General features: G+C 38.8%; 15 protein-coding genes and 1 tRNA gene. 7 read left to right on the forward strand and 9 right to left on the reverse strand.

Annotated features, from left to right (window positions below; all coding sequences use genetic code 11):
• The first annotated feature begins 91 nt into the window (after positions 1-91).
• A complete protein-coding gene (gene coaBC / locus ACG59Z_RS12240) occupies positions 92-1,345 on the forward strand; it encodes a bifunctional phosphopantothenoylcysteine decarboxylase/phosphopantothenate--cysteine ligase CoaBC (RefSeq protein WP_049063470.1) in 1,254 nt (417 codons plus the stop codon).
• Between the two features lie 64 nt (positions 1,346-1,409).
• Here the strand turns inward: coaBC and secF are convergent, their stop codons facing one another.
• From secF to queA, 8 genes are all read right to left on the reverse strand, one after another.
• Complete coding sequence (secF, locus tag ACG59Z_RS12245) at positions 1,410-2,375, reverse strand: protein translocase subunit SecF (RefSeq protein WP_019457463.1); 966 nt, start codon at positions 2,373-2,375, stop codon at positions 1,410-1,412.
• Between the two features lie 8 nt (positions 2,376-2,383).
• Positions 2,384-4,285 carry a protein translocase subunit SecD gene (gene secD, locus ACG59Z_RS12250; RefSeq protein WP_151760907.1) on the reverse strand — a complete coding sequence of 634 codons (1,902 nt, stop codon included), beginning with the start codon at positions 4,283-4,285 and terminating at the stop codon, positions 2,384-2,386.
• Between the two features lie 51 nt (positions 4,286-4,336).
• Positions 4,337-4,666, reverse strand: coding sequence for a preprotein translocase subunit YajC (gene yajC / locus ACG59Z_RS12255; protein WP_000051669.1), 330 nt, complete (start codon positions 4,664-4,666; stop codon positions 4,337-4,339).
• Between the two features lie 98 nt (positions 4,667-4,764).
• Positions 4,765-5,898: a tRNA guanosine(34) transglycosylase Tgt gene (tgt, locus tag ACG59Z_RS12260; protein WP_019457465.1), complete on the reverse strand. Its 1,134-nt coding sequence runs from the start codon at positions 5,896-5,898 to the stop codon at positions 4,765-4,767.
• 242 nt (positions 5,899-6,140) lie between these two features.
• Entirely contained in the window at positions 6,141-6,710 is a 570-nt protein-coding gene (locus ACG59Z_RS12265; protein WP_086497531.1) for a LemA family protein, read from the reverse strand.
• Between the two features lie 82 nt (positions 6,711-6,792).
• On the reverse strand, positions 6,793-7,821 hold the full coding sequence (locus ACG59Z_RS12270) for a hypothetical protein (protein ID WP_400199620.1): 1,029 nt from the start codon (positions 7,819-7,821) through the stop codon (positions 6,793-6,795).
• A gap of 96 nt (positions 7,822-7,917) precedes the next feature.
• Positions 7,918-8,919: a hypothetical protein gene (locus tag ACG59Z_RS12275; protein ID WP_400199622.1), complete on the reverse strand. Its 1,002-nt coding sequence runs from the start codon at positions 8,917-8,919 to the stop codon at positions 7,918-7,920.
• An 85-nt stretch (positions 8,920-9,004) separates the two neighbouring features.
• Entirely contained in the window at positions 9,005-10,042 is a 1,038-nt protein-coding gene (gene queA, locus ACG59Z_RS12280; RefSeq protein WP_400199623.1) for a tRNA preQ1(34) S-adenosylmethionine ribosyltransferase-isomerase QueA, read from the reverse strand.
• Between the two features lie 182 nt (positions 10,043-10,224).
• Between queA and ACG59Z_RS12285 the strand changes: the two genes are divergently transcribed.
• The 6 genes from ACG59Z_RS12285 to ACG59Z_RS12310 all read left to right on the forward strand — a co-directional run bounded on the left by ACG59Z_RS12285 (position 10,225) and on the right by ACG59Z_RS12310 (position 17,978).
• Positions 10,225-10,311 (forward strand) — tRNA-Leu (locus ACG59Z_RS12285).
• Positions 10,312-10,787: 476 nt separating this feature from the next.
• Positions 10,788-11,513, forward strand: coding sequence for a hypothetical protein (locus ACG59Z_RS12290; protein WP_400199624.1), 726 nt, complete (start codon positions 10,788-10,790; stop codon positions 11,511-11,513).
• Between the two features lie 474 nt (positions 11,514-11,987).
• A complete protein-coding gene (locus tag ACG59Z_RS12295) occupies positions 11,988-13,256 on the forward strand; it encodes a sensor histidine kinase (protein ID WP_400199626.1) in 1,269 nt (422 codons plus the stop codon).
• 68 nt (positions 13,257-13,324) lie between these two features.
• The gene (glnE, locus tag ACG59Z_RS12300; protein ID WP_400199628.1) at positions 13,325-16,075 is read left to right on the forward strand and encodes a bifunctional [glutamate--ammonia ligase]-adenylyl-L-tyrosine phosphorylase/[glutamate--ammonia-ligase] adenylyltransferase; all 2,751 of its coding nucleotides are present in this window, start codon (positions 13,325-13,327) and stop codon (positions 16,073-16,075) included.
• Positions 16,076-16,099: 24 nt separating this feature from the next.
• Positions 16,100-17,026 carry a branched-chain amino acid transaminase gene (locus ACG59Z_RS12305; RefSeq protein WP_077168766.1) on the forward strand — a complete coding sequence of 309 codons (927 nt, stop codon included), beginning with the start codon at positions 16,100-16,102 and terminating at the stop codon, positions 17,024-17,026.
• Between the two features lie 67 nt (positions 17,027-17,093).
• Entirely contained in the window at positions 17,094-17,978 is an 885-nt protein-coding gene (locus tag ACG59Z_RS12310; protein ID WP_400199630.1) for a mitochondrial fission ELM1 family protein, read from the forward strand.
• Here the strand turns inward: ACG59Z_RS12310 and ACG59Z_RS12315 are convergent.
• A complete protein-coding gene (locus ACG59Z_RS12315) occupies positions 17,963-19,537 on the reverse strand; it encodes a phosphoethanolamine transferase (protein ID WP_400199631.1) in 1,575 nt (524 codons plus the stop codon). The genes ACG59Z_RS12310 and ACG59Z_RS12315 overlap by 16 nt on opposite strands.
• Positions 19,538-19,640: the final 103 nt, after the last annotated feature.

Genomic DNA, 19,640 nt, shown 5'->3' on the forward strand with positions numbered 1-19,640 from the left:
TAAAATTTTATTTTGTTTGCCCAATCAATCTTGGGTCTGCGCGTATTTAATGCTATTGTGAGCGCCACTGCAACAGTAAGGTATCCTGTTCGTGAGCTTTGATTTAAGTGTTATTCCTCATAAAAACATTGTTTTAGCCGTTACAGGTGGAATTGCTGCCTATAAGAGTGCCATTTTGGTTCGTCGTCTTAAAGATTATGGTTTCGACGTTCGGGTTGTGATGACACACGGGGCTCAAGCATTTATTACCCCTCTAACGTTTCAGGCTCTTTCGGGAAATCCTGTACATACCGAACTCTTAGACCCTGAGGCTGAAGCTGGAATGGGCCATATTGAGTTGGCTCGTTGGGCTGATTTATTACTGGTTGCGCCTGCAAGCTGTGACACTCTGGCTAAGTTTGCTAATGGTTTAGCAGATGACTTACTCAGTACTCTATTTTTAGCGACTAAAGCACCTGTGTGGGTTGCTCCAGCGATGAACCAGCAAATGTGGGCTGCAAAAGCAACACAACGTAATTTGCAAACGCTAGTTGAAGATGGCGTGCATGTGATTATGCCAGATTCAGGTGAACAGGCTTGTGGTGATGTCGGTTTAGGCCGTATGCCAGAACCTGAAGAAATAGCCCGTCAAGTGGCTGGTTATTTCCATCAAGCCCAACGCGCCATTGCTGAAAAATTTGGTTTATTGGCAGGTAAGCGAGTTGTGATTACTGCTGGACCAACACGTGAAGCGATTGACCCAGTTCGTTATATCTCAAACCATAGTACTGGAAAAATGGGCTTTGCTTTAGCGGCTGCATGTTATGCGGCGGGCGCAAAAGTCACTTTAATTGCCGGACCTGTAAGTTTAGATACACCAAACGGTGTTCAACGTGTCAATGTTGCATCTGCACGACAAATGTTGGATGTTAGCATGAACTCACTTGAGACTGGTTGCGACATTTTCATTGCGACAGCGGCAGTAGCTGATTATCGCGTTGCAGAAGTGGCTGAGCACAAGATTAAGAAAGCAGGGGATGAGCTGAATGTTTCCCTTGTGAAAAATCCGGATATTGTGGCAACCATTGCAGCTCAGGAAAAACGTCCATTTATGGTGGGCTTTGCTGCCGAAACGCAGAATGTTGAAGAATATGCAGCAGGTAAACTGGTTGCTAAAAAACTAGACATGATTGCGTGTAACGATGTTTCTCGTGCTGATATTGGTTTTGCTTCGGATGAAAATGCGATGACTGTTTTCTTTGCTGAAAGCTACCATATGAAAAAGCGTGAGTTAGAAAAAGCATCTAAACAAGAAATTTCTCAACAACTGGTTGAAGCTATTTCGGATGCTTTACGCCGTAAATAAATTTTGAGCTTAATAAAAAAACCGCGAATAAATCGCGGTTTTTTTATATGCCTTGGTTTAACAATCAAGGAATTTCATCTTCAAATTCAGGTTTAACCTGAACGATGAAATCTTGACGGTTAAGACCACGCCACAACGCAAATGCTGTACCGATATAAATCGAAGAGTAAGTACCAACAAAGACACCTACAAACATTGCTACAGAGAACCAGTGTAAGCCATCACCGCCCAAGAACATCATTGCAAGTACAACAAGCAATAAGGTCATTGAGGTATGGATGGTACGGCGTAAAGTCTCAGTTAAAGCAATATCCACGATTTCACGTGGAGTCGCGCCGCGAATCTTACGGAAGTTTTCACGGATACGGTCTGAAACCACGATGTTATCGTTAAGCGAGAAGCCAATCACCGCGAGTACAGCAGCTAAAACTGTAAGGTCAAATGGCCATTGGAATAATGCAAATGCACCAATAATAATGATGATGTCATGGAATAAAGACATTACGGCACCCATCGCGAGTTTAAACTCAAAGCGAATGGTCACGTAGATCAACATTAAGATCAGCGCAAGAGCAACCGCTCCAGCCGAACGAACATAAAGCTCATTACCAACCTGACCGCCTACCGAGTCCACTTTATGAACTTCGGCAGCGTTATTTGGTAATTGCACAGCTTTAGTAATCGCGTTATTAAGATCTTCAACCTTAACTTCTTGTACCGGCATACGCACGAGTAAGTCTTTATTACTACCTAGCGTTTGTACTACTGCATCTTTAAAACCAGCTTTGTCGAGTGCCTGAATAACGTCAGACTGATTTGCTGGTTGTGCATAGTTAAGCTCGGCAGAAACACCACCTGTAAAGTCCAAACCTAAATTAAGACCTTTAGTCGCGATAAAGAAAATACTCGCTAAAGTAATAAGGATCGAGAAGATTGCTGCTGGTTTAGCAATCTTCATGAACGGGATGATTTTTGCATCATCCGGACGACCATATTGTTTTGAAGGCTGTTGAGTCACTTTAGTCATCATAGATCTCCTTAAATGCTCAACTTTTTCAAATTACGGCGTTTACCATAAATGAGCTGTACGATAGCACGTGTTACTGTAATTGCAGTAAACATCGAACATACAATACCAATCATTAATGTTACGGCGAAACCTTTAATCGGGCCTGTACCAATTGCAAATAGAATGAATGCAACAAGGAACGTGGTTAAGTTCGAGTCAAAGATGGTGTTATAGGCTCGATCATAACCCGCCACAATGGCCTGTTTAGGTGAAGCACCCCAGAGCATTTCCTCTCGAATACGCTCACATATCAGTACGTTGGCATCGACCGCCATACCAATGGTAATAACGATACCCGCAATACCCGGTAAGGTGAGGGAAGCTCCTATCCAAGACATCACGGTTAAAATCATTGCCAAGTTAAATACAAGTGCAAAGTTCGCAATTAAACCGAATACGCGGAAGAACACGACCATCCAGATTGCAACAAGTAAGAAACCGATTTGAGTTGAGAGTACACCTTTATCAATGTTTTCTTGACCAAGGCTTGGACCAACAACACGTTCTTCAACGAAGTACATTGGCGCAGCTAAAGCACCAGCACGCAGCATTAATGCAAGTTCAGATGCTTCTTGAGGAGAACTTAAACCAGTAATACGGAAAGTTGAACCTAAAACAGCTTGAACTGTTGCAGCGTTAATTACGACAGACTCTGTATATGGCGTACGAACTTCTGTTTGAGCACCAGTTTTTGGATCTGTAACGTAGCTAATCTTTTGCTTGTTTTCGATGAACAATACCGCCATGCGTTTACCAACAGCATTGCGAGTTGCATCTGACATGAGCTTACCACCAGCACTGTCGAGCGTAATATTTACTTCGGCACCCCCAGAGTCTTGGCTAAAGCCAGAACTTGCATTTTGAACACGTTCACCAGTCAAGATACGGTTACGTTGCAACAAAAGTTGACGACCGCTATCTAAAGATTGATAAGCAAAAACTTCTGTACCCGGAGGTAAAGGTTGACCATTATATTTACCTGTATATGGGTCAATATATTGATCATTTAAGTCAGATACCAAACGGAATTCGAGGTTAGCAGTACGGCCTAAAACACGTTTAGCTTCTGCTGTATCTTGAACACCTGGTAATTCAACGACAATACGGTTGCTACCCTGACTTTGTACTAATGCTTCTGCAACACCAAGTTCGTTAATACGGTTACGTAGTGTTGTTAAGTTCTGATTGACTGCATATGCTTGAATTTCTTGACGACGTACATCGGTATAAGAGAGTTTTAAGGTAGAACCTGTCGTGCTCGCTAATGCCTGTTGGGTATATTCATTACCATTACGGCGTAAAAAATCCATTGCTGCATCACGATCAGCGTTGTCAGCAAATTGAACAGTGATCACATTATTATTTAACGCAAGGTTGTTAAATTTAATTTTGTTTTCACGGAACTGACGACGCAAATCAGTTGCAGAGGTTTCCATACGTTGGGAAATGGCTTTGTCCATATCTACTTCTAGCAAGAAGTGGACACCACCACGTAAGTCCAAACCAAGTTTCATTGGTTTAGCCCCAATTTTTTGCAACCATTCTGGTGTAGTTGGTGCAAGGTTTAGGGCAACAACATATTGATCACCTAAATCACGGCGTAATACTTCTTTTGCTTTTAACTGCGCTTCAGAAGAGCTGACACGCAAGAGGGCAGCATTATTTGTAAAAGTATTATCGTGGCTCGCAATATTTGCTGTTTTTAAAATTTGCTCTGCTTTTTGCACCACACTTTGATCAATTTGGGTACCAGCTTTGGCACCAGAAATTTGAACTGCGGGCTCATCCGGATATAGACTAGGCAGTGCGTATAATGTACTGACTACCAGAACAACCAGAATCAGTAAATATTTCCATGCAGGGTAACGCATTCGCTTTCTTCTTAAATGAAAAAGCCGTGCTAAAGCACGACTGTTTTATGATTAAAGGTTATTTAGAGTGCCTTCAGGTAATACAGAAATTACGCTGGCACGCTGAATTTTTACTTCTACACCACGGTTAAGTTCAACAACCGCATAGTCACCTTCAAGTTTGGTTACTTTGCCCATTAAGCCACCAGCAAAAACAACTTCGCTACCTACACCTAAGCTTTCGATTAAAGAACGGTGCTCTTTTGCGCGTTTTGCTTGAGGGCGCCAGATTAAGAAATAGAAGATTGCAACGAATACAACAATCATCAAAATGTTTGGCAAAAGACCCGGGCTTTGGGCTGCTGCTGGAGCTGCATGTGCAGTAGAAATGAACAAGCTCATTTTAATTTCCTAAAGTTAAAAAATATGAGTCAGATACCTGACATAATCCTAATTCGTTTTGCAATTTACCTTGTCTTGCGGTTGAGCGCAAATCTCGCTTATTCATCGACAGGGCAAGGTGGAACTTCTAATCCGCGGCGGGCATAAAAGTCCTGAACAAATTCATCAAAAGTGCCATTATCTAATGCATCACGCATACCTTCAGTTAAACGTTGGTAATAACGTAAGTTATGAATGGTACCAAGCATAGATGCTAACATCTCTCCACATTTTTCAAGATGGAACAGATAAGCACGGGTAAAGTTCTTACATGTGTAGCAATCGCAGTGTGGGTCAAGAGGCCCTTGATCATGGCGATATTTACTATTACGAATACGTACCAGACCATCAGTGACAAAATAATGACCATTACGTGCATTACGAGTCGGCATTACGCAGTCAAACATATCGACACCACGGCGCACCGCTTCAACGATATCTTCAGGTTTACCTACGCCCATTAAGTAACGAGGTTTGTCCGTTGGCATTTTGTTTGGAAGATAATCTAAAACTTTGATCATCTCTTCTTTTGGTTCACCTACAGATAAACCACCAATTGCATAACCATCGAAACCAACTTCAAGTAAGCCATTTAAAGATTCATCACGTAAGTCTTCATACATGCCGCCTTGAATAATGCCGAATAAGGCATTTTTATTTTTAAGCTCATCGTGGTGATGCGTTTTACAACGCTTTGCCCAGCGTAAAGAAAGCTGTAATGATTTTTGTGCTTCTTCGTGTGTTGCAGGGTACGGTGTACATTCATCAAAAATCATGACGATATCAGAGTTCAATACATGCTGAATTTCCATTGAAATTTCAGGCGATAAAAACACTTTTGAACCATCAATCGGAGAGCGGAAGGTAACACCTTCTTCCTTAATTTTACGCATAGCGCCAAGACTAAATACTTGGAAGCCGCCAGAGTCAGTCAAAATTGGCTTATTCCATTTAATAAAGTCGTGCAATCCGCCGTGTTGCTTGATTACTTCAAGGCCCGGGCGCAAATATAAATGAAAGGTATTACCTAAAATAATTTGTGCCTGAATATCTTCGATATCACGTGGCAACATGCCTTTGACTGTACCGTAAGTCCCCACTGGCATAAAAACAGGTGTTTCAACAACACCGTGTTCTAAAGTTAAACGACCACGACGGGCACGACCCGACTGACCTAATTTTTCAAACTTCATCTAAAAATCCTGAACAATAGCAAGCAATACCGTAGGGCAGTGCAAGGGCGAAAAAACAGTTCGCTGCTAAATAGGGGCTGTAACATTATGAGCTTTAAACGGGAAGACCAATTTAAAAACACAAATAGCCCTAAAAATAAGAGGGCTATTTTCCTTGATTCTGCCAAGTAGTTCTACTACTAAATGTAGCTGGCTATAAAATAGGTCAATTTTCCGATTGAATGACCACTTTTTTATTTAGACTAAAAGTTAGGTTTGTAGTCAAAATTGTCTGTAGCCAAATTATCGCGAAAAGGACGAATTGCTTTTTTAGATAACGTCATTGTATTAATCAGGTTATTTGGGAACACTTCAATCTGGTTGTTAAATACTTCAACATTGCGGTTAAAAATGCTGATTGCCGCGCCAACATTTTCGTTTTGTTCCTGAATATCGTCCATCATTTTGCTATAGAGCGTATCTGCTTTTAGTTCAGGATAGTTTTCAACCACGACATTTAGGCTACGGATCAGCTCTTTGCTCATTTTTTCAATCTGCTGTAATTGAGCAATATCAGTATGATCGACATTTAAACTTAGAATTTGCTGACGTAAAGCAGTCACTTTCTCTAAGGTCGATTTCTCGAACTGAGTATATTGATTGAGAGTAGTTTCTAATGCTTCAAGTGTTTTTACTTTTTGGCGTTCGAAATTTGCAACCTCTGCCCAAGCACGTTTGGTCGCGTTAAAATAACGCACAATGTTGTTACGAATGTGGATGCCCCACGCAATCAGTACGACGAAAATCCCCAAAAAAATGAATAAGCCTTTCATTTTCACTCCTCTTATTTTTATTCTCTCATTGAACCTTTTAACTTCTTATTTAATAAGTTGCCAGTTCGGCACTACGAGAGATTTATTTAATTAAATTAAGCATGAATTGTTGAAATTTTTCATATTGCGGCATGGTCATGGTACGTAAATGTCCACGTAATGCTGGAATATCATGAATTTCACTACGTTTACTGGTGGTTTGAAAAAGATCTTGCTCACCGAGATAACATAATATTTGCTCTTCATGATGATAAATTAAATCACCGTTAAAATGTTGAAAAAAATCATGAAGTTTTAAAGTTAGACTTGGGCTAATTTCTTTAGCTAACTGGTGTTGGTCAGTACCGAAAATATTGAGCTCTTGGTTAATCAGAATGTCAGTACTTTGCCATTCGCTTAAGTACGGTGCAAAAAAGCGAGAACGTTGATTACTTACGGCTATACCTAAGGCTGGTATTTGAAAAATAAAAGCACCCCATAAATCTTTATGAATCTCTTTTATTATTTTTTTATCGCTGTTCTGATCTTGAAGTATAGGTAAATTATTTACATAGTGATATTTAAATAGCAGGACTTGATGATCTGTAATGCCATCATTCCATGTCACTGAAGCAAACTCAGTAATTTCATTCGCTTCATTGCCTCGATTAAACAATGGGAAATATTGTTTTAGTCTGCTTAAGACTAAAATGGGTTGAGCTTGAATTGGAAGATAAGCTGGTAACTGCTGAAACTGCAGGCCATAACGTAAAGCAGTCATACGCTGTTCTAAATAATGAATAACTTCGGTTAAAGGCTTTTGCGGTTCATAGAGTAAGTAGGCCAGAAAACCAGTTAAAAATGCCCATAAGAGACTCCAAATATATTGAATATGAGGATGAAAAAAATATCCAAATAATAGTGTCGTAATACTGCAAATACCTAACAAATACGGCAATACATTAACAAAACGAAGGTTATGATCTTCACGCCATGGATGTAACGCATTTAAGAGCTCCTGATCTGTTTGTGACTTTTGTCCCGCGTCCCAAAGTCGAGCAATATTACGAAAGACCTGTGTATTTTTTTTACGTCTTATATGAAGTGCTTGTTGTACGGTATCAATTGGCATGAAGGTAATGAGTTGATTATCATAAAGTGCTAAGCCTAGATTATCTTTTAAATTGAAAGAGATAAATAGAAATAAGTTTTAAATAAATAATTACTTTTATGACTTCGGCATTTGAGTTTCATCAATGAAATGCTGCAATATATTTGCAAACTGCTCAAACTCTGGCATTGAAAGTGTTTCAAGACATTCAGTAAGCTCACGTACACTAGTGCCATATAAACTTTGCTGACGTAAAAGATTTACATTACAGAGCCAACATAATGCAGATGTTTCAGGGTGTACATAGAAGTCCCCCGGAAAATCTTCCAACATTTTTTCTAATAATAACAAACGGTCAGGGCTTAGAAATTTTACTAAGTCCAACTCATTAATTCCACTTTGTTGGTATTTTTGATTAAAACGAATATCACTTGACTCCCAAGCTACTCCTAAGCGGCAAGCCTTTTGCTGTTGACTTGAAATGCTGACTCCGCGAACTGGAAAACTCTCTAAAATGATACCGTATAAATCATAGCTAACATCTTTAAGTTCCCAACTGCCTTTTGAGTTATAGGCCATCTCTCGATTGATATAATGATATCTAAAAATTTTATAGGGATGAGTTGTTTTTCTTACTTGCCACTTGCCGTGTACTGCTATTAGGACTGAATTTTGTTGATTACCTAACTTAAATAATGGAAAAACTGAAGCAGGTGTGCCTTCTTCCGGCAAATTATCTTCGGTTGCAAATTTAAAATTATATTTATGTTCATAATAATAAGTTTGGATATCTTGAAGCAGACAATTAAGTTCGGCAGTCGATGCTCTATGATGAAAGCCATAAAAGATCGCAAGAATCGCAAAAGGGAAGAAATAGATCGAAATAAAAAAGCCTAAAGCCATACAAACTAAGGCAAAGATTGTAGCATTCCAAAAAATATAATTTCGTATACCAAGCTGTTGTGTACCTGTCCAATTCTTTAATGAATGAATAAGCAGCTCAGGTGGTAATTCCTGATTAAGTAAATTTCTTAACGCTTCAATATTTTTTAAAGTAATTTTGTTGTGCGTATTTTGATTATCAAAAGTATTTCGAACTTTCTGGAAGATAGGATTCATAAATTTTTTTATTAATTAAAATAGTATCTAGATCAGCTGGATTAAACCTCGAATTAACTTATAAGGTTTAACCCAGCTTTAATTTTTAAACTTCTAATTTATCAATCAACATTGCATCGCCATAACTAAAGAAACGATAGCGGTTTTTAACTGCATGTTCGTAAGCAGCCAAAATATTGTCTCGATTCGACAATGCTGATACCAACATGAGTAGGGTAGATTCAGGTAAATGGAAGTTAGTAATTAAACGATCTACAATACAGAACTCATAGCCCGGATAGATAAAGATCTGCGTATCACCATTCCACGCTGCGATTTTTCCGCCGTGTGCTTGAGCTGCACTTTCTAAGGCACGTGTTGCGGTTGTACCGACAGCAATTACTTTATTGCCGCGCGCTTTTGTCGTCAAAATCAAATCAATAGTTTCTTGGGGAACGTCGCACCATTCACTGTGCATAACATGATTGGTAATGTCATCAGTACGGACAGGCATAAATGTGCCAGCGCCGACGTGTAAAGTCACAAAAGATTTTTGAACATTTTTTTGCTCTAACTTTGCTAGTAACTCTTCGTCAAAGTGCAGGCTCGCAGTTGGTGCAGCCACACTGGCAATTTTCTCAGGGTTATGGAAAACCGTTTGATAGCGTTCAGTGTCAATTTCTTCTGCTTCACGGTTAAAGTAAGGCGGAATAGGTAACTGACCATATTGCTCAAGTACAGGCAAAATTGGCTGCGAAAACTCAACGACAAATAAGTTTTCGTGACGGCCACGCACAATCACAGGAATATTATCTGCACCTACATAAAGCTCGGCACCAGCTTTAGGCGAGTTACTCGATTTGATATGACAATACGCAGTAGTGTGGTTCAACATACGTTCAACCAAAATCTCAATCGCACCTCCTGTCGAGCGTTTTCCTTTAAGTCGAGCTTTCATGACTTTGGTGTCATTCAGCACCAACAAATCACCTTCTTCAAACAGATCGATAATGTCTGTAAACATGTGATCGTGATATTGACCCTTCGAGTCTAAGTGCAACAAACGCGAAGCACTACGTGATTCAAGAGGGTAACGGGCAATAAGTTCATCAGGTAATTCAAAGGAAAAGTCAGACAGTTGCATATTTGAGAAAAAACACCGCAAAAATTGGGCCTAGTATAAACTTTTTCGCTTTTTTATGGCTGTGCTTCTGATCTAAATCATGAAAAATGTTTAAATGATCTAAAAGTGAACGATAATATTCACTTAGGGTTTGACAAGTTTTACAAACGCGCTAATATACGCAACACAAACATACTTCCTCTCCCGAGGTGGTGAAATTGGTAGACGCGGCGGACTCAAAATCCGCTGTCAGAGATGACGTGTCGGTTCGAGTCCGACCCTCGGGACCAAATTCAGAATCGTAAGATTCTACGAAAACCCCTAAACTAACGGTTTAGGGGTTTTTTGTTGGTCTAATTTTTATTGTAGAAAGTTTAGAAAAGCTTAGATACTATTATGCGTCAAGACTTTATAATAAATTTGGGGGTTTATAGTGAATGCTTCTACTGATGAAAATGAACAAATTAAAACTACAGCCATAAACAGTTTAATAGAAAACCAAAAAAAAAATAGAAGAAGTATTTAACCAGTTAATCAAAGGTTATAGTTTTCTAAACATAAATAGTGAATCTAATAGTTTGCCACTTTTTGAAGGCATACGAGATGCATTTATAACAGATATAAATGAATTAATTCAGAGACTAAATAGTCTAGAAAAAATCGATTCAGCATCTTTAAATTTTATTATAAGGAAAACTCAAAATAATGAAGAAACTCTCAAAGACCTAGAGAATCTTATTAGTAATAATAACTTTATAGATAAAATTTGGGAGAATCAATTGATACTTTCGATTCTAACCTTACTGATATGAAAGCTTATACAGCGAAAATTGATATTGAACAACAATTTAAAAATTATAGACGAGATGCTAATAAATTAATTAATGAGCTTCGAGATAATCGGAATGAGCTGGAGCATAAAATTGAGCAAGTCGATATAATTAATAATGATTTAAAAAATAAGAAAGTACATGAGATTTTCGCTGATGATTCTGAAAAGTTCAAAAAACTTGCAAAGAGATATGAAATTGCATTCTATATAGCCTTAGCCTTCTTATTTTTATATTTCTTTGGTTGGTATGTTGAAATTAACACAAATAATTTTAAGTTCAAGTTGGCTGAGCAATTTTATGAAAATCATTCAGCTATATTCTATATCCAAAAAATTTCATTATTAGTTCTATCGACAACACTTGCAGCTTTTCTTTTAAAACGTTCTTTTATGAACCGTCGTTTGGCAGATGAAGCGTATCGCACCGCTAAAGAGTTAGACGCATTACCACGTTATATGGAAGGGATGCCAGACGAAATGAAAGAAAAGATTCGCTTTGACCTAGCTTATAAATATTTTGGCAATGGTATACATCATGAAAGTTATACGGGGGGTGAAAACTTGATGCACGAGAATATTAAAGCTAATACCGATTTTATTAAAGCTGTAAAAGATTTAAAAATGCCTGATAGTGGAAAAGCTGATTCAGAAGGTAAATAGTTTAAAAAGGGGATATTTCATGAAAAGTTGGGAACGTTGTTACGTGGAATTTTTAGTTCGTATTGCTGAGCCTTTGGGGAGAACTCCTTGAGCACTGATGCTCAACAAGAATATCATTTCCGCATTCTTCACATTCAGTAAGCGAAGGAAGGCTAAACTCTTTTGCTTAAACTTCAACCTGTTTAAATTGTAATGGTCAAAAATTTAAAGCTAAATTCTATCTTTTTTATATAATTCTGAACTCGCATTTGTATCATCTTACAACTCTCCAGCTTCAAACATTTGTTGTATTTTTCTCAAGCAAACCCACTTTATGTATCTGAAAACCTTTAATTGAAACTTCACATTTCTATTTCGAAAAGAAAGTTGCTCTTTTAATGTACTGTGTTAAAGTTTGTATTAGATCATAATGATTATAAGTACATTTCTCAAAGAGCGGTTCCGACTAACAACGACAAAATCTGTGAGGCGGGCATGACACAGCGATTAGAACTACATCAGGTCGAGCAATTAAGTGCTTGTAGAATATCACTATTACTTGGATTAAATGCCGAGCAGAATTACATTGAGCAATTTTTCCGGTTTAGTGTTCGCCTGTTGAAGTGTCAAAAAGCTTTGCTTACTTTTAATCAGGAACCTTATTTTTGGCATCACTGTTCTGAAGGTATGACTGCCATTTCATTTAAACCTTCAAGACACTTAAAACAATGTTTTGCTAAACAACAGGTGATTCATCACGATCATCCTTCTTATCAAAATTTAATCAACTATTTAAAAGAGCTTAATATTGACTGTGGTCGTGCCTTAGCTGTCCATTTGGTGCAACCCGACCAGACTTCTATGGGATTTGCAGTTTTCTTTGATGATGATGAAACCACTTTCGAAAATGATCAAATTCAGTTGTTGCTCGATTATTGTTCTAGTTTTATGCAACAAGTCGAGTTGAAATTTAATTATGAAGAATTAAATGAACTCTATGAGCAGCAAGTCGCGCTTAACTCCAGTAAAACAAAGTTCTTTTCTATTATTTCGCATGACTTGCGGGCGCCATTTCATGGCTTGTTAGGTTTCTCCGAAGTGTTAGCTAAAGAACGTGAAACACTGGATGAATCGAGTATTCAAAATATTGCTGACTATTTATATGATACTTCTCAATCGACCTATAACTTACTTGAAAGCTTATTAACATGGGCGATGGCAGAGGGTGGACGTTTTGTTTATCACCCAATTAATTTTAAGCTTAGACAAGTCAGCAATATTGTTTGCGATGTGCTGCATACGTTGGCTTTAAAGAAAAATATTGAATTGGTAAACGCGGTTTCCGAAGATTTAAAAATCTATGCCGATATCAATATGATGACTTCCGTGATTCAAAACTTGGTGTCAAATGCATTGAAATTTACCGATGTTGATGGCTCTGGCAAAGTGTTCATTGAAGCGAAGCAGGTAGGCACAAATGTCGAAATCACTGTACGTGATACAGGTCTTGGCATGAGTGAACAACAAATGGCAAATTTATTCCATCCGCGTATTACAGCGAGCTTTAAGGGAACAGCAGGTGAAAAGGGCGCGGGATTAGGTTTAAGTTTATGTAAGCGGTTTGTCGAGATTAATCAGGGTAAGATTAGCGTGAATTCCCAAAAGGGTATTGGAACGACATTTAAAGTTTTATTACCTTCTGCCCAAGAAGTTCCCGAACTCCATGTAGAAGAACAAAACACATCGGAAGCAAAATTAGTTTAATCCCTTTTCCTATTACTACGTGAACTGCTATAACTAAAAAGAGAGTCTGAGGAAAAGAGCTTTTTTATATGAATGCGGAGCAGTTACAAAAAACATTGCGTGCTAGTCAGTACGCGGAACAAGTTTTGGGGTTACATCAGGCTGTTTTAGAACAAGATTATCAACTAGATCAATTTGCTGCACCGCTCTCAACTGATCAGATTTATCAATTTGTAGACACCATACTCGATGGTATTGCCGATGAAACAACTTGGATGCGTGCACTTCGCATTTTACGCAGTCGTTTCATGTTTCGTTGGATTTGGCAGGATGCCAATCAACTCACCGATGTTGTCACACTCACACGCGAACTTTCAGATTTTGCAGATGCCAGTATTTGTGCAGCAAAAGCTTTTGCTCGTGTAGCACTAGTTGCTAAACACGGTGAACCGTTAAGTTATTCAGGCAAAGTTCAAGATCTGATTGTGGTTGCCATGGGTAAGCTTGGTGCACAAGAGCTTAATTTATCGAGTGATATCGACCTGATTTTTGCCTTTGATGAGCAAGGTGAAACCAATGGTCGCAAATGTATTGATGTACAGCAGTTCTGTATTTTGTGGGGACAAAAACTTATTTATTTACTCGAACATATCACCGCAGATGGTTTTGTGTTTCGAGTAGATATGCGCTTACGTCCTTGGGGTGATGGCTCCGCATTGGCGATTAGTCATGCAGCTTTAGAAAAATATTTAAGTCAGCATGGCCGTGAATGGGAACGTTATGCCTGGATTAAAGCGCGTGTTGTGACTGGCGGTAAAGAAGGGCAAGACTTGTTAGAAATGACACGGCCTTTTGTATTCCGCCGTTATGTCGATTACACCGCTTTTGCTGCCATGCGTGATATGAAAGCGATGATTGAGCGCGAAGTATTGCGCCGCCATATTGAGGATGACATTAAACTTGGAGCGGGTGGTATTCGCGAAATTGAGTTTATTGTTCAAGTCTTCCAGCTTATTTACGGCGGATCTAAACGTGAGTTACAAGACCGTCAGTGCTTAGTCAGCCTTGAGCATATTGGTGAGGCGGGTTTGTTAGAAAAACAAGCCGTTTTAGAGCTTGAAGATGCTTACCTGTTTTTACGTCGTGTTGAACATGCGATTCAAGCGCTCAATGATCAGCAAACGCAACTATTGCCAGAAGAAGTTGACCTAAGACAACGCATTATAGATACCTTAGGTTTCGCTAGCTGGAATGAGTTTCTTGATGTTCTTAATGAGAAACGTCAAAAAGTAAAAGTTCAATTTAAGCAACTCATTGAAGATACCAGCTCTAATGCAGCAACCGAGAACTTTGGACAGTTAGAACAACAGCTAGATGAAGTGCTAGATGACAATGCTAAAAATCTGATTCATGAGTTCTGGCATGGCCATGCACTTAAAAAACTTCCTTCAAATGCTGTGCAACGCTTGAAAACGTTTTGGCCTCATTTGATTGAAGCGATCTTACAGTCTGAACAACCACAAACTGCATTATTGCGTTTAATGCCGCTGATTGAATCGGTTATGCGTCGAACCGTGTATTTGGTGATGCTGATTGAAAGTAAAGGGGCATTACAACGCTTAGTGAAAATGGCGACGGTGAGTCCGTGGATTTGTGAAGAGCTAACGCAATATCCGGTGCTACTGGATGAATTTTTGTCGATGGACTTTGAATTACCAAAGCGTAAGGATTTGGAAGACTCATTACGTCAGCAATTGCTTCGCATCGAAATTGATCAAGTTGAAGACCAAATGCGGGTACTTCGCTTGTTTAAAAAGAGTAATGTGCTCACGGTCGCTGCAAGTGATGTATTAGCTGAAAGCCCTCTTATGAAGGTGTCCGATGCATTAACCGATATTGCTGAAGTGAGTGTTAATGCAACACTTCATTTAGCTTATCAGACCGTAGCAAAGCGTCATGGTTACCCAAAAGATGTTGAGGGGAAACGTTGCTCTCTTGACTATAAAGCCTTTGCTGTTATTGGTTATGGCAAAGTGGGTGGTATTGAACTGGGCTATGGTTCTGACTTAGACCTTGTCTTTATTCACTATCTAGATGAACAAGCCGACACTGATGGAACCAAGGCGATTACTGGCTTTGAGTTTGCTATGCGTGTTGCTCAAAAGTTTATGTCACTCATGACCACTCAAACGCTTGATGGCCGCGTCTATGAAATTGATACACGCTTAAGACCCTCAGGTGAAGCTGGTTTATTAGTGACCAGTCTGAAAGCCTATGAACACTATCAGTTGAAAAGTGCATGGCTTTGGGAGCATCAGGCACTCGTTCGAGCACGCTCTATAGCAGGTGATGAAACGCTTTGCCAAAAATTTGAAATATTTCGCCGCGAGATATTGACTCAATCTAGAGATGAAGCTTATGTTCGTGAAGAAGTGTTGAAAATGCGTCAGAAAATGAAAGACCACTTAGGTTCGTCTTCTGAACAAAAAAAACATGGTATTTTTCATTTAAAACAGGACGCAGGTGGTATCGTAGATATCGAATTTATGGCACAGTATGCTGTACTTGCATGGAGCGGGACGAAACCAGATCTCGCCCATTATTCTGATAATGTAAGAATATTAGAAGATGCTGCTAAAGCAGACTGCTTATCCAGTGAAGATGCCACAGCATTAATTCGAGCCTATCTTAGTGAACGTGCCGAAAGCCACCGCTTAGCCCTTGCGAATCAATCCATGCAAGTAAGCGCAGCGGACTGGCGTAGTACCCGTGCGGTCGTTTGCAATTTATGGCAAAGATTAATAGACCCAACCGCCTCGGTTGAGTTGGATAGTGAATGATTTTATAACAATTTGGAGTGTTCCATGAATTTGGCTGATCGTGATGGTTTTATTTGGCAAGATGGAAAATTAATTGACTGGCGTGATGCAAAGATTCACGTTTTAACCCATACATTACACTACAGTATGGGCGTATTTGAGGGTGTTCGTGCTTATGAAACTCCTAAAGGTACTGCAATTTTCCGTCTCCAAGACCACACAAAACGTTTGTTAAATTCAGCAAAAATTTATCAAATGAAAGTGCCGTATGATCAAGCAACGCTTGAACAAGCACAAATCGATGTTGTACGTGAAAATAAATTAGCTTCTTGCTATTTACGTCCGCTTATTTGGATCGGTTCAGAAAAACTAGGTATTGCTGCAACAAATAACACTATTCATGCCGCTGTTGCAGCATGGGCGTGGGGTGCATACCTTGGTGATGAAGCAATGGCGAAAGGTATTCGTGTTAAAACTTCATCATTTACTCACCATCATCCAAACGTGACCATGTGTAAAGCAAAAGCATCTGGTAACTACACATTGTCAATTCTTGCTCATCAAGAAGTTGCACACTCTGGTTACGATGAAGCAATGCTCATGGACCCACAAGGTTATGTATGCCAAGGTTCTGGCGAGAACGTATTCTTGATTAAAGATGGTGTTTTACATACTCCAGATATCGCTGGCGGTGCACTTGACGGTATTACACGTCAAACTGTGATGACGATTGCTAGAGATCTTGGTTACCAAGTTGTTGAGCGCCGTATTACACGTGACGAATTCTATATTGCAGACGAAGCATTCTTCACAGGTACTGCTGCTGAAGTAACACCAATTCGTGAATACGATGATCGTCCAATCGGTTCGGGTAGCCGTGGCCCAATTACCACTGAAATCCAAAAAACTTACTTTGATGCAGTTCAAGGTAGAAATCCGAAATATGAACACTGGTTAACTTACGTAAAATAAGTTAATCCGTTAACATGAAAAGGCGAACATTGGTTTCGCCTTTTTATTTTTTGGTTAGGGAGTTTTTATGCATATTGTCTATGTCTCTGATGGTAAAGCAGGGCATCGTTCACAGGCTTTAGGTTTATTTCAGGCGATGCAAAGACAGCAGGCAAATGCAACTTTTGAAGAGATCCTTATTTCTGATTTGCCTATTATTTCCTTAATTAAAGCGCTTTTCTCTTCAAAAAATACTCTATTTGAACAAGCACCCAATTTTATATTTGGAGTTGGGAGTCATACACACTTTCGTGTCTGGTTACTGGGTAAAATTTTTAAAAAGGCGAAGACTGTTATCTTAATGAAGCCAAATTTACCTATTGCTTGGTTCGACTATGCTGTGATTCCAGAGCATGACGGTATTCCGGCAAATAGCCGCGTTATTGTTACACGTGGTGCACTCAATCCCATTCGTAATGAAAACCACCATCAAGCAACCAGAATTTTAATTGCTTTGGGTGGTTCATCTAAACGTCACCAATGGAACCAAGAAAAAGTATTATTGTCTGTTCAACAAATTGTTGAGCATAATCCAAGCTCTGAAATTATTCTGACGACCTCACGACGGACTCCAACCGGTTTTATAGACATTTTAAAACAACAAAGTTCCGCCAAAAAATTACAGATATGTCCGGTTGAGCAAACACCTCAAGGTTGGATTTTTGAGGAAATGCAAAAAGCAGAAGCGGTGTGGGTAACAGAAGATAGTGTTTCTATGATTTATGAGGCACTTACTGCGGGTTGCCGAGTCGGTGTGATTGCAATGAACAGACTCAAACAAGATCGTATTACTAATTCGGTTGATAGGCTGCTAGAGGAAAAGTTAATAGCAAATGTATTTGATATAAATTTGCTTCCTGAAGGACAGGTCCTACAGGAAGCGGATCGGGTTGTGCATCAAATCACTAAATGACATTGGCTGTCATCATGGCCTTTATCATAGTTGACTGTTTCTGATGTTGCTAAAATTTCTCTTGGATATGTTTTGTATTTCGAATTAAATAACGATCTCTCTTGAGAAATGTTTTTACAGTGAATACCTCTCATATCTAAGAGTGTAGGTAATATATTAATTGAACTAATAGCACTACTTTGTTCTTTAGAAAGAGTACTCGCCATCTCTGGATGATGTTGCTTCCATGAGTTTGAGCTCCACATAATTAACGGAACATCGAAATTATTTTTCATATCTAAATGCAGTGAGCTATTTTCTTTACATTCTCCAAGGTTCAGTCCATGGTCAGATGTGTAAATTAAGTTGGCGTCCACATTAGTTGCTTTTAGTTTCTGAATAATTTCATTCAGTAGATAGTCTGTATAAAGTACCGTATTGTCATAGGTATCTTTAAATTTATTAAATTGTGGTGGATAGCGTTTTGCAAAATCTGCATGTGAACCATAAAGATGTAACACAATGAATTTATGGTGCGTTTTTTCTGCTAATGCTCGATCAAATGATTTGAGTAGCTCTTCATCGTAATGCGTTTCTAGTGATGCTGAATATGAATGTTGCGTCAAAAATTGGGTTTCTTGAGCAGAAGATGCATAGGCTGAAACAAGCGAATCATATTCTCCATATTGAGATTGTGCGCTAAACCAGTAAGTTTTGTAGCCTGCTGCGTTGAAAGCATTCACAATAGAAGGGCTTAAATTATCAGTACCGTTTAGCTTTCCTGTTAATAAGGTAGGTACAGACTTACTGGTCATATAAGAGCCTGAAATTGTGTTATTAAATAACCATAAATCTTTCTTATATTTTTCTAGATAAGGCGTCGTATTATTTTTGGTATACCCAAATAAACTTAAACGGTCGCGTCGAGCACTTTCCCCAATAACCAATACCGTAATGGTAGGGCGAGTTTCCTTAACTTGTGTGCATTCAATTTCATTCTGTGTTGCTATAAAGTCTTTTACTCGATTTACCTCAAGACTCGCTGCTGGTAAACCAAGAACTAAATTTAAAGGATAGGACTGTTTAAAATGACGATATACATTTAGAAATCCTTGCTGATGATCAGGTGCTTTAAGATAGCGTTGAATGGGTGAAAAAATAAGACATAAGGCTAAAATACGTAGCCATATTGGAGTGTTTAGTCTTTGATTTGGAATAAAATAATAAAAGAAAACTAGAGGAATGATATACGCGATAATCAAACCAATTGCTAAAGGAAGATCTAATGTTGATAAATAAACTTTACCTTCAGTTGTAGAGCTTCCTAGAATTGTGAGCCATACTGAAATTTCAGTTGGGGCGTTATAGGTAATTTCGTAGTACAGTGCAAAAGGACTTAAAAGATAAATAGGTAAGCTAAGCCAAAAAAAACGGCGGTAATGATAAATTAAAAAAACGAAAAAAATAAGCGGATATAAGGCTTTGAAAAAACCATCACTGGAAATAATGCATGATGGAACAAGCAGCATAAAGCAATAAATAAAGAACCATAACTTTCCTGTTTTGAGTCGAAAAATCACGCCAAGCTGTTCCAAGTGTAAAAGCGCGATATCATCCTATATTTTGATAACAGGGTCTACATAATTTCAGGCATGATATAATATTTTAGTTCATCTCCAGAAT

The organism is Acinetobacter sp. ABJ_C1_1, from assembly GCF_044684115.1.
Lineage (GTDB): Bacteria > Pseudomonadota > Gammaproteobacteria > Pseudomonadales > Moraxellaceae > Acinetobacter > Acinetobacter nosocomialis_A.

Coding starts and splice junctions, on each gene's coding strand:
- yajC (WP_000051669.1), bottom strand. CDS start 4,666: ATGAGCTTGTTCATTTCTACTGCACATGCAGCTCCAGCAGCAGCCCAA.
- ACG59Z_RS12295 (WP_400199626.1), top strand. CDS start 11,988: ATGACACAGCGATTAGAACTACATCAGGTCGAGCAATTAAGTGCTTGT.
- secD (WP_151760907.1), bottom strand. CDS start 4,285: ATGCGTTACCCTGCATGGAAATATTTACTGATTCTGGTTGTTCTGGTA.
- ACG59Z_RS12265 (WP_086497531.1), bottom strand. CDS start 6,710: ATGAAAGGCTTATTCATTTTTTTGGGGATTTTCGTCGTACTGATTGCG.
- queA (WP_400199623.1), bottom strand. CDS start 10,042: ATGCAACTGTCTGACTTTTCCTTTGAATTACCTGATGAACTTATTGCC.
- ACG59Z_RS12275 (WP_400199622.1), bottom strand. CDS start 8,919: ATGAATCCTATCTTCCAGAAAGTTCGAAATACTTTTGATAATCAAAAT.
- ACG59Z_RS12270 (WP_400199620.1), bottom strand. CDS start 7,821: ATGCCAATTGATACCGTACAACAAGCACTTCATATAAGACGTAAAAAA.
- ACG59Z_RS12305 (WP_077168766.1), top strand. CDS start 16,100: ATGAATTTGGCTGATCGTGATGGTTTTATTTGGCAAGATGGAAAATTA.
- secF (WP_019457463.1), bottom strand. CDS start 2,375: ATGATGACTAAAGTGACTCAACAGCCTTCAAAACAATATGGTCGTCCG.
- tgt (WP_019457465.1), bottom strand. CDS start 5,898: ATGAAGTTTGAAAAATTAGGTCAGTCGGGTCGTGCCCGTCGTGGTCGT.
- ACG59Z_RS12310 (WP_400199630.1), top strand. CDS start 17,094: ATGCATATTGTCTATGTCTCTGATGGTAAAGCAGGGCATCGTTCACAG.
- glnE (WP_400199628.1), top strand. CDS start 13,325: ATGAATGCGGAGCAGTTACAAAAAACATTGCGTGCTAGTCAGTACGCG.